The organism is Streptomyces sp. NPDC005438 (assembly GCF_040606315.1).
Taxonomy (GTDB): Bacteria; Actinomycetota; Actinomycetes; order Streptomycetales; family Streptomycetaceae; genus Streptomyces.
Window position 1 is genome coordinate 204,223 of sequence record NZ_JBEXEP010000005.1, and the last position, 10,659, is coordinate 214,881.

Annotated in this window: 8 protein-coding genes and 1 CRISPR repeat array (1 of these 9 only partly in view); all 8 genes read right to left on the minus strand. The window is 70.9% G+C overall.

Features of this window, described 5'->3' with window-relative positions:
* Positions 1-110: 110 nt before the first annotated feature.
* The 8 genes from cas2e to cas3 are packed head-to-tail and all read right to left on the minus strand — an operon-like array spanning position 111 to position 9,391.
* Positions 111-461, minus strand: a complete 351-nt coding sequence (cas2e, locus tag ABZT14_RS13155; RefSeq protein ID WP_356300641.1) for a type I-E CRISPR-associated endoribonuclease Cas2e — start codon at positions 459-461, stop codon at positions 111-113.
* Positions 458-1,420, minus strand: coding sequence for a type I-E CRISPR-associated endonuclease Cas1e (gene cas1e, locus ABZT14_RS13160; RefSeq protein WP_356300644.1), 963 nt, complete (start codon positions 1,418-1,420; stop codon positions 458-460). The genes cas2e and cas1e overlap by 4 nt, the downstream gene beginning before the upstream one ends.
* Positions 1,417-2,172 (minus strand): type I-E CRISPR-associated protein Cas6/Cse3/CasE, encoded by a 756-nt coding sequence (cas6e, locus tag ABZT14_RS13165; protein WP_356300647.1) that lies wholly within the window; start codon positions 2,170-2,172, stop codon positions 1,417-1,419. The genes cas1e and cas6e overlap by 4 nt, the downstream gene beginning before the upstream one ends.
* Positions 2,172-2,873, minus strand: coding sequence for a type I-E CRISPR-associated protein Cas5/CasD (gene cas5e, locus ABZT14_RS13170; RefSeq protein ID WP_356300650.1), 702 nt, complete (start codon positions 2,871-2,873; stop codon positions 2,172-2,174). Before cas5e ends, cas6e begins: the two co-directional genes overlap by 1 nt.
* A complete protein-coding gene (gene cas7e, locus ABZT14_RS13175; protein ID WP_356300653.1) occupies positions 2,870-4,078 on the minus strand; it encodes a type I-E CRISPR-associated protein Cas7/Cse4/CasC in 1,209 nt (402 codons plus the stop codon). The genes cas5e and cas7e overlap by 4 nt, the downstream gene beginning before the upstream one ends.
* Positions 4,079-4,087: 9 nt before the next feature.
* The gene (casB, locus tag ABZT14_RS13180; protein ID WP_356300656.1) at positions 4,088-4,780 is read right to left on the minus strand and encodes a type I-E CRISPR-associated protein Cse2/CasB; all 693 of its coding nucleotides are present in this window, start codon (positions 4,778-4,780) and stop codon (positions 4,088-4,090) included.
* Positions 4,777-6,516, minus strand: a complete 1,740-nt coding sequence (gene casA / locus ABZT14_RS13185) for a type I-E CRISPR-associated protein Cse1/CasA (protein ID WP_356300659.1) — start codon at positions 6,514-6,516, stop codon at positions 4,777-4,779. Before casA ends, casB begins: the two co-directional genes overlap by 4 nt.
* Positions 6,506-9,391: a CRISPR-associated helicase Cas3' gene (cas3, locus tag ABZT14_RS13190; protein WP_356301245.1), complete on the minus strand. Its 2,886-nt coding sequence runs from the start codon at positions 9,389-9,391 to the stop codon at positions 6,506-6,508. Before cas3 ends, casA begins: the two co-directional genes overlap by 11 nt.
* A gap of 365 nt (positions 9,392-9,756) precedes the next feature.
* A CRISPR array of direct repeats spans positions 9,757-10,659; the repeat unit is 29 nt; unit sequence CTGCTCCCCGCGCCCGCGGGGATGGACCC (it continues 956 nt past the right edge of the window).

Here is a 10,659-nt window from a genome sequence, read left to right on the forward strand (position 1 = left end):
AGAGTGGCGAGCCGCATGACGCTGGGTAGCTCCGTGTACTTGGCACGGGCCTGGTCGGCAGGACAGGAGTGGCCCGTGCCAATGTGATCACGCTGGATGCGTTGGGCCGTTCAGCGGGCGTAGCGGCGGCGTTTGGCGGTGGTGCTCCAGCCCTGTCGGGGTGGGCGGGCGGTGGGGCCGGTGGGTTGTTCGGTGGGGCGGTGGATGAGGGTGACACCCTCGTGGTCCACCGGGTACCAGTGGTGGTCGTGCGTCTCGAAGGTGTAACCCTGCTCGTTGTCGGTGCTGTACGTCAGCAGGGCACGGCCCTCGCGGGCGTACTCGCGGACCTCCGCCCACAGCGAGTCCCGGATGCGGGCGGAAGGGCTTCCGACGAAGACCCCGGGGGAGATCTCCAGCAGCCAGCGTGTGAGGTACCCCCTCAGTCCCGCTGGGCAGTTGGTGAGGACGATGACGGTCACCAGATCAACCCCTCGCCGAGGTTGTGACCGGACTCCAGCTGCTCGCCACGGTCGGACTGGAGAGCCACCCGGTCCCGCAAGGGATCGTCGACCTCCTCGGCCGCGCCTGCGGCCAACCCGGGCGCGAGCAGGGCCTTCACGTCGTCCACGCAGCGTTCCAGCAACCCCGTGGCGTGTACCCGGTCGCGTAGGGCGCGGCGTACCCGAGCGCCTACGTCCTCCTCGCTCTCCGCCGCCACCTCGAAGGCGACGGGGATGCCGATCTCCGTCTTGTACAGGTCGGCGATGTCCAGAGCGAAGGACAGCTCGTGCCCGGAGTGGACGAAGCCCAGGCCGGGGACGCAGCCGAGCGCCGCCACCACGCTCTGCGCGATGCCGTACATGCACTGCCCGGCTGCGGTGACGGCCTGGTTGGGGGCGTCGCCGGACGCGAAGTCACCTGGTACGTACTGGCGTCCGCGCCAGCGAATACCCGTACGGGCCGCTTCTCGCCGGTAGCACGTCTTGACCCGGTCGCCCTCCATGCCGAGCAGCTTCCGGCGGCTGCACCCGGCCGGATCCTCGTCGGGGAACCGCCGCAGGTACATCGACCGGGCGACGTCCAGCCGGCTCCGGGGATTCGCCCACAGCCTGGCCTGGGCCTCGGCGAGAGCCGCGGAACGGGAGAGCGCCCGGCCACCCGCGTAGTAGCGCACGCCGTGCTCACCGACCCAGACCACGCCCACGCCGCTCTCTCCCAGGAGGCGGATCGCCTGCTGGGAGATCTTCGTACCCGGGCCCAGCAGCAGTGTGCCGATGGTCGCGGAAGGCAGATGCCGTACACCGTCGCCGTCGGCCGCGGTGATCGCGTTGTCGGCGCAGTGGATGACCGCGCGCTCCAGGTAGACGAAGGACAACCGGTCGCTGACCCGGGTCAGTTCGCGTGGGGAAGGGGCACCCCGTCTGCCGACTGTGGTCATCCGGCCTGCCCCTCGGGTGCCAGGGTGAGGAGTCCGCAGCCGTACGCCTTGCCCCGGCCGATGCCCTGGGTGAGGGCGTTCCGCAGGGCGTCCGGGTCGGTGACCTCCAGGCGTCCGCTGAACACGGTGGTGGTCAGGGTGACCGGCTTGTTCGGTCGGTCCTTGCTCTTCTCCTCCGTGGCGGGCGCCGGGTCCTCGGGACGCTTGCGGAAGGCGAGGTCACGGCGGTCGTGGACGACCACGGCATAGCGTTGCAGCGGATCCTGGTCGTCCGGTGCCACCCCCGGCAGCAGGTCGAAGCCGTGACGTTCCCGCTGTTTCAGCAACCAACCGAGCTGGTGGCGGGGGGAGACGTGCGCGGTGCGTTTGGTGGGTTCTCCGTCCTTGCGGCGGATCGAGTGCACCGGGTTGGCGGTGAGCCGGAACGACCAGTGATCCCCCTTGGCCAGGCGACTCAGGAAGGGTTGGTAGTGCCTGCTCTCCCAACCGGGAGCGTCCGGTTCGGCCAGCGTGGGCCAACCCGCCTGCTCCACCAGGTGTGTGAGGTCGGGGCGGTCCGGGCTGACGACGTACAGCCGGACGTCGGCGCGGGCCCCGTGGTCCAGCCGCCAGAGGATCCGGGGCCGAACGGCGGGGTCGGAGGGCAGGCCGGGAAAGCTGGCGAGCACTCCCGCGTGGAGCCGCTGGGGTGAGGAAAGGAGGTAACGGGCCCCGGAGCGCGCGATGTTGACCCGGAAGCGGGTGAGGTACATCAGTCGTCCTCCAACAACGTCAGCGGCTCATGTGCTGGTGCGGCCTGTGCACCTGGCCGGGGCACGGTGTCGCGACGGACCGACCGGTGGGCGTACCGGCGGTGGCTCGGGGCGAAGCTGAGGGGCTGGTCGGCGACGATGTCGCCGGGAGGGTCGTCCGGCCCGGAGTCCACGAGCACCGGCAGCTGGGTGGGGGCGGTACGGCCCCTGCGCCGCTGGTACCAGGAGGAGGCGAGCCACGGATGCTCCCGCAGCGCCTGCTCCAGCTCGATGTCGTGGCGCACCCCCAGGTCGAGTGGTTGGGAGGGCGGGCAGGCGCGCCGGCCGAGAAACGGCAGGAAGTGCGGTGCGCGTACGGCCGCGTGCAGTTCCTCAACCAGGGCTCGCTCACCTTCGACGGCGGCCAGGAACACCGCGTCGGCGAGGTAGAACCGCTCGGTGACGGGCATGGACTTGCCGCTGACCTGGTGGTGGGCGGTGTGGAAGTCCCGTACGCGCTCCCCTGGTTGGTCCAGCCGCACGCCGAACCGCAGGGCGGCGAGGTCGGTCAGGTCAGCCGTACGGGGGCGACCCAGGGCTGCGGCCAGCAGGCCGATCACCCCGCTCTTGGTCGGTGCGGACTCCGTGGAGCGGCGGGGGAAGCGGGAAGCCGCGCCCCAGGACTGGAGCGGCCCGGCCAGCTGGAGGAGGAGCACACTCACCGCGTGCCGCCCCGCCGCTCCGCGACCGCAGTACCGACGCCCTCCACCAACGCGTCCAGGGTGACCGACTCGCCGACCGCGGCGAGCTTGGCGGTGTTGCGCCCCGCCTGCACCACCCAGGTGGCCAGGGCCGTCTCGCCGAACTTCTCCTCGACGTCAGCGATCTGTTCCGCCAGTCGTTCGCTGGCCTGGCGGACGTGCCCGCTACCGGACTCGGCCATGGTCGGTTCCTCGAAGGCCCCCACGAAGTTGACCGGCCGGCTCTCACGCAGCTTGACGACGATCGCGTCCGGCGGGGTGTGGTGCGCGAAGGTGTTGATCTTTCCGGTGGGCAGCGAGGAGACGAACCCACGGACGAACGCCTCCACCGCACGGCGGACCGGAGCCGTCGAGTCAGCCTCCTCGTCCAGCCCCTGGCCGAGGTTGTCGGCCAGCCGGTCCACGTCCAACGCGGCGTACCGGTACAGCGTCGCGGAGTTGAACTCCACGGTGCCGATCATTCCGGCACCCGTCTCCTCCTCGGTGTTCTCGTCGTCCACCGCCGTGTAGTAGTCGGACTCGTTCTCCACCGCGTGCACACTGATGGCGTGTGCGACCTGCGCGGAGGCATCCACGTTGATGTCGGCCCCGTCGGCGACCATCCGGCCGAACAGCGCGATGTCGACCGAGTGGCGGGTGTCGGCGATCTCCCGGACCCGTTCCTTGTTCTCCTTGACCTTCAGGAAAGCGGCGATGTCGTCACGGCCCTCGACCGCCAACTCCGCCAGTCCGCGCCGCTGTTGAGCGCTGAGGAACATCAGGTAGGAGGACTCCGGTGGCAGAGGCTTCGCCTCCTCCTCCGCGGCGTCGGTGTCCTTGCCCTTCTTGGGCTTCTTGCGCTCGGGAACGGCCAGCTTGGAACCGGTCCCCGCCTCCACCACCGCCCGGGCCAGCTCCCAGGACTCCTCGGTAGCGATCTCCGGCTGGAGCTCCCGGATCGTGTCACCGATGAGCTGGGCGACCTTCTTCGTACGCACCCCCAGCTCGGTGGGGTCCAGCAACTGCTGGAACGCGGTACGGGTGGCGCGCTTCCAGGCCTGGCTGGAGACCCGGGAACGGCGCACCCCGCCGTACACGGCGGTCTTGGGCGTTCCCGTGTCGTCCCGGTTGAGGTTGCTCGGCGGAACGGTCTGCAGGACGTGGATGTCAACGATCGTACGGCTCACGGGGGTTCCTCACTCGGTGGGCTGGTCGGTGGCGGGCGTACCGCCGTCGTCGGAGGCGTTGGTGGCACCGGTGCCCTCGGCGGCTTCGGTGTCCTTGGGCGGACGCCAGGAGTGGAACTCCCGCCCCCACTCCTGGCGGACCTGGAGGCGCTTGCCAGAGTCGAGGGCCCGCTCAAGCTGGTCGGCGAGCCGCGCGTAGTCCAGGGGCTCACCCGCCCGGCGCAGCAGCAGCACCACGTCGCGCAGCCGGTAGGCCAGGACGTTCGCCGAGTCGGCCCCGGCTACCCGCACGAAGCGCCGGCGCAGCGCCTCGTCGATCTCCCCGGGTGGCATCAACGCGCGGACAGCGCCACCCAGTCGTCGACCGGGGACGTGCATCCGATGGGAACGCTGGGACTGCTGGTGCAAGGCGTACAGGGTCACCGCGAGATGAACAGCCACCGGAGCGTGCTTGCTGCTCCTGCCCCGGCCGCCCTCGGTGTAGAGCCGTTCGGTGCCGGTCAGGCCGAACAACTCCGGCACCTCCTCCGGTGCCTTGCCCGCTCCCCTCCTCAGCTGTGCCAGACGGGAGACGGCCGAAGCCTCGTCCGCCAGATAGCCCCGCTGGAGGGAGGACAGGAACTCGTGCACCGTGCGCTCCACGAGCCCCGGCTCGTACGCGTCCCGCCGGGAGGAGGTGGGCGCCGGACTGCTGGTGGTCATGAGGTGGGCTCCTCGGTCGGGTTCGATGGTGGGTGGTCCTCGGGCCGGCCGGCTGAGTCGTCGTCCTCCGGCGCCAGGACACGGCGGCGCAACTCGGAGCGGAAACCACGCTCCACACTCGCGGAGTTGAGCCAGTACGTACCGCCCTTCGCGGTCGGCACCACACGCCCCTCCCAAGCGGCCTCGCTGGAGGACTGAACCAGATCCCCGCCGAGGGCCAGCACCTGGTCGTAGGTGGTACGCCGCCACTCCTCCAACCACTCTTCCGGGGCCACCTCGGGCGTCAGCCCGGCCAACCACTGGCGGAACGGGGCGTCCAAGGCGCCGAAGCCTCGATCACGGGCCTCCGCCCGTGGCGTCGGCTCATCGGCGCCCGCCGCCCGGGCGAGCCCGGCGGCGAGGTTGCCCAGCAGCCACACCGCGGTCTCGGCGAGTTGGACGGCACGCACCGCCTGGTTTCGCAGGGTGGGGTCGTGTGGGGAGAGCAGCACCACCGACATGCTCAGGCTGTCGTCCACCACGTCGGCCACCACCGACTGCCGGGTGCCGTACTCACAGCCCAGCAGCCGCGCCCGCACCAGGTAGTCATAGGGGAAGGCCTCGCTCTCCTCGGCCATGCGGCCCAGCCACTCCAGCACACGGGGAGTGATGCCAGGGGACCCGTTGCCCCGGCCCCCCTGCGCGGCCTCGGGCGGGGAGCCGGTGATCAAAGCGGCCAGACCCCGCCAGGCGGTACGGGCTGGATCGTGGGTGCGCGGGAGGTAGACCGGGCTCCTGCGCAGCTTCTTCTCCTGCTGCTCGCTGCGCCGCCAGCCGCTCATCGGCTCGCGCCCGTGCATGTCGCGGTAGGGGAGCGGATCTCCGTACGCCAGCACCACGCCGTACGCCTCCCGGCCGTCGTGGTGCAGCCGCACCCGTCGGGCCTGCCAGGTGTACAGGTCACGCGGCCCGTGCGGCCGGGCCGCTGCCTCCGCTTCCGGCAGTGGCCCGGCCCCAGGCGGCTCCGGGCGCCGCCAGACGGGCATGTCCGCGTCCTCGTGCCGCAGCAGGGCGCGGTCCTCGCGGGGGATGAGGTTCAGCAGCAGCGTCTCGCGCAGGTCGCGTCCCTCAACGAGTACGCCGCCGAGCATCCCGACCGAACCGACACCCTGTGGGTAGACCTTGCCCGCCTTGACCCTTGGGTCGCCCACCGCACCGGACTTGATGCCCGAGATGTCCCAGGCGTGCGCGTGCACCACCCAACGCGCGGCCTCCGCGAAGGACAACCGCCGGGCGCCTCGGGCCCTCATGGTGAGGAAGCGGTCGTTGTTGGGGACGTCCGCGACGATGCGATCCAGGGAGAAGACCTCGTCCTTACCCGTCCGCAGGTCGGCCACCTGGAAGAAGGGGCGACGAGGGTGCAGCAGGTCGAAGCCCTCGCGGTGCTCGGCCAGATAGGCGGCGACCCGCTCGGTGGGAAAACCGCCGTCCCGCCACAGCCGCTCCCACTCCTCCCTGGTGCCCGGGCCCCCGTCCAGCGCGTCGTACAGCACCGCCAAGAGCAGCCTTGTCAGCGCGAACTCCTGGGTGGGCAGATCGCCCGGCAACCGCCGGATCTCCTCCGCACGCTCGAACACCTCGGTCAGGGACAACTCCTTCTCCACACCGTCGTGCAGCAGCACCGGGAGCCAGGGCTGCGTGGTGAGGTCGAAGGAGGACACCGGATCAGGGGCCGCTTCCAGGACGTCAGGGGGCACGGGTCACCTCAAGGCCGTCGTCGGGCGAATAGTGCAGATCGAACCCTGCCAGAGAGCACTGACAGTCCTCGTCGAGTACGAGAATCAACTCCCCGGCCAACCAGTGACAGTCACGTCCCTGCCACGCGTCGACGTAGAACTCCTCCAGTTCCCGCACGGCCTGGTCCGCCGTCCCGTACTGGAACTGGTGCGGCAGCCTCAGCGCGCTGGCCGCCACCGCTCGGGCACGGTGAGGACTCGGGGGAACCTCCGTGGACAACTCCAGTCCGCCACGGGCCCGGCCGCCTTCGTCCGGCGGCAGGTGGGGGAGGGTCCGCAGGACACCTTCGCCGGTGCGTTGGACGACGAGCACCTCTACGTTGTCCACCCCGTCCCGCACCTGCTGCCGCCCGGCTGTGGTGTCGTCCGCGTCGCCGACTCCGGCCTCGGTCCACCCCAGCAACGACCGTCCGTGAGGCCCCGGTTCGGCGAGCCGGTACTTCCCGGCCTTGGACCTCTGCCCGTTCCGCTCCGCCTCGTCGGCCTTCTCCGCCGTCGCCATGGCGTCCTGCCAACTCGCCGGCCCCTGGGGAGACGTGCCGTACGCGTCCTGAACCAGTGGACTGATGTCGGCGGGGAGCCGGACCGATGGTCCGCCCTCGGCCAGGTGTGGTCGGAGTACCGCTGCCGACCGCAACAGCGGCCACGCTCCGTACACCGCCTTCGAACCGCGCACCGGCACCGGAGGCGGCCCGTCGTCGGTGGTCCACGCGCCACCACCGTCGACCGGCTCGGTACCGGTCACCAGACACCGCGCGGTCCGCAGCCGTGTTGGACGTTCCCGCTGGTGACGGTGGAGGCGGCCCATTCGCTGGAGCACCAGGTCCACCGGGGCGAGGTCGGTCACCAACAGGTCGAAGTCCACGTCCAGCGACTGTTCGGCGACCTGACTGGCCACCACGATGTGCGCCTGCCGTGGCCGCCGCTCCGCGCAGCTCTCCGAGGGGCCGAACCGCACCCGCAGGTCGGTGTCCTTGGCCGCGCGGTCGAGATCGACGAAGCGGGCATGTGCCACGGTCACCGCGTCCGCCCCGAAGCGTTCGCGCAGGACGGTCGCGGTCTGCCGTACCCGGTCCACGGTGTTGCGGAACACCAACGCACAACCACCGTCGGCGAGTTCGGTGGCCAGCCGGTCCGCCAGCGCCTCCGGTTCGTCCGCCAGCGTTTCGACGTGCACCTCGGTTGCCCGCCCGGAAGCCGCCGGGGCCCGCTCGACCGCCGTGCCACCGGGTGCCACCGCCGTGAGCAGCGGGTACGCGTCAGGGTCGGTCCCGGTCGTCTCCGGGTAAGCCCCCGCCCCCGCGTAAGCGCGGACCAACTCCCTCCGCCGCGCGGCAGGCAGGGTCGCCGAGAGCACCACCACCGGCACCCGGTAGGCGCCCAGCCAGGCCAGCGCCCCGTCCAGGTAGGTGTTCATGTACGCGTCGTACGCGTGTGCCTCGTCGATCACCACCACCTTGCCCGCCAGCGCGAGGTGCCGCAGAGCCAGGTGGCGGGTCTTCAACGCCCCGAAAAGAAGCTGGTCGATCGTGCCCGCCGCGAAGGAGGAGAGCATCCCCTTCTTACGGCCCCGCAACCACTGGTGCGCCACCAGCTCGGCGGTGTGAGTAACCTCCCCGTTCCTGCGCTGCGAGCCCTTCCTCTTCCGATCGTCCGCCTCTACGGCCATCAACCGGGAGGCAGTGCCCATCAGCGCGGTGTAGTGCGGGTTAAGCGCCGACTTGGCGTGTGCCAGGTGGACCGAGTGCACGCCGCGCTCGTTGTCCTCGTCCGGTAGCCGGCCGAGCCAGTTCTTCAACCGGGGGAACATCGCGTCCCCGGTCGCCCGTGTGGGGAGCGCGAAGAAGCAACCGCCCGCGCCGGACCGCGCGGCGAACACCTCGGCAACGGCCAGCGCCGCCTCGGTCTTCCCCTCCCCCATGGGCGCCTCGACGATCAGAAGTCCCGGTTCGGACAGCTCGCGCGCCAGTTCCACCGCAGCGGCCTGCACCGGGCGCACCCGGGCACCAGCCGGAAGGGTGAACCGCTCCCGGTAGTGGATGTCCACCTCCCGGGGTGGATCCACCGCCCGCCAGGGCGCGGGAAGTTCGAGGCCGCACCAGGCCGCCTCGACCCGCTCGGCGGAAGTCTGGCCCTGGGCATCGGGGTAGTACGGGAACAGGTCGGGGTTACTCGCGATCCAGTCGGCCACGATCATCGTCGCCGAAACCAACACCTGTGCCGGTTGGGGGAGTCGCACACCGCTCCACTCCGGCAGCCGCTCCGTCACCCCACAGGCTTTGCCGGCCGCGTCCAGCAACTCCGTCTGGACGCTCCGCCACAACTCGCCGCTGGCTCCTCTCGTACGCAACAACTCAGGCCGGCGACGCAAGACCCTGACCTGTTCGCCGCTCGGCGGTACACCGTGATGCCCCCCGACCGGCACGGTGAACTGCCCCCGCGCACCCTTCGGGAGTTTCTCTCCCCGCTCCAACCACTCCTCCAGGAGGAGCTGCCCGGCCAGCCCGTGCGGTGCCACGCTCCGTTCGGTGAGCAGCCGGCGGGTGGACATCACCAACCCGTGGTCCTGCATCACTCCGGCGAGGTCCTCGACCTGGCAGGCGAAGGCGGGCGTCGCCTTCCCGATGTCATGCACCGTCGCCAGCCACACCACCAACAGGCGCGCATCCGACTCCCCGCCAGGCAGTGCCTCAGCCACCAGCCTCCGTACCTGCCACGGCAACCAGTGGTCCCACAGCCGACCGGCCACCGCACCGCTGTCCGCCATGTGCCGCCACAACGGCAACCACGCGCCGCTCCGGCCGCCTTCCCGCTGGTCGGACTTCGCCCACACCATCCGGGCGGGCTGCGACAACCCCTCCCCCAGCCGCGCTGGGTCCGGCCCCCTGTCACTCATGGCAGGGATTAGAACCCGTGATGCGACGAAGTGTCATCTTCAAGGGTGACTTTGGCGGGTAACTGCCGTTACTCGTCGGTGAGTTGAGGTCAGCGGCACCCTGCCTGGCTGATTCTGACTCCCTCGCGCCCGTTGGACTCCTCGCATGTCCTCGGGTCACTCGTACGAGTGGGTCCGCCATATACGTAGGCTGGCCGGCAGCGAGGCGCGTCAGTGCTTCGCTTCGACGGAGGTGAGAAATGTCCGTTTCTCGAATAGTTGCTCAGAACGGTCTCCCCTCTCCCTGAAACCCCAGGTCAGCGAGACTGCTCCCCGCGCCCGCGGGGATGGACCCGCCTCGAAGTTGATGGGGTCCCGCCCCCGGTACTGCTCCCCGCGCCCGCGGGGATGGACCCCGGCCCCTGCGCGGCGGTCTCACCGCGCTCCACTGCTCCCCGCGCCCGCGGGGATGGACCCAGGTCCAGCAGGCCGAGTCCGTCCCGGACACGCTGCTCCCCGCGCCCGCGGGGATGGACCCCGCTCGCGGCACGGCGCCCCAAACTCATCCTCCTGCTCCCCGCGCCCGCGGGGATGGACCCACACGTGACGGACTCTCAGCGCATCACCGGACCTGCTCCCCGCGCCCGCGGGGATGGACCCCGCTCGCGGCACGGCGCCCCAAACTCATCCTCCTGCTCCCCGCGCCCGCGGGGATGGACCCTGGCGGCGGCCGCGCTCGGGTGGGCTGTACCGCTGCTCCCCGCGCCCGCGGGGATGGACCCACGGCGCCCGGGGACTGGATGGGCCCGATACGCTGCTCCCCGCGCCCGCGGGGATGGACCCGCATGGGCGTGGGAGCCCGCCACGAATGGTGGCTGCTCCCCGCGCCCGCGGGGATGGACCCTGGAAGAAGAACGCCGGGTTGCGGCCGACTCACTGCTCCCCGCGCCCGCGGGGATGGACCCGCCAGGTGTCCAGCCCCTTGGGCTTACCGGAACTGCTCCCCGCGCCCGCGGGGATGGACCCGGGCCACCGGACGCAGCTAAAGACACACCCCCCTGCTCCCCGCGCCCGCGGGGATGGACCCGAAGCCCGTCAGAGAGATGCCAAGTGCACCCACTGCTCCCCGCGCCCGCGGGGATGGACCCGAGTCGGTCAAGGATCTCGGAGTTAATCCGGTCTGCTCCCCGCGCCCGCGGGGATGGACCCCTGTCGCCCACCTTCAGGTC

Coding starts and splice junctions, on each gene's coding strand:
- cas6e (WP_356300647.1), bottom strand. CDS start 2,172: ATGTACCTCACCCGCTTCCGGGTCAACATCGCGCGCTCCGGGGCCCGT.
- casB (WP_356300656.1), bottom strand. CDS start 4,780: ATGACCACCAGCAGTCCGGCGCCCACCTCCTCCCGGCGGGACGCGTAC.
- cas3 (WP_356301245.1), bottom strand. CDS start 9,391: ATGGTGTGGGCGAAGTCCGACCAGCGGGAAGGCGGCCGGAGCGGCGCG.
- cas1e (WP_356300644.1), bottom strand. CDS start 1,420: ATGACCACAGTCGGCAGACGGGGTGCCCCTTCCCCACGCGAACTGACC.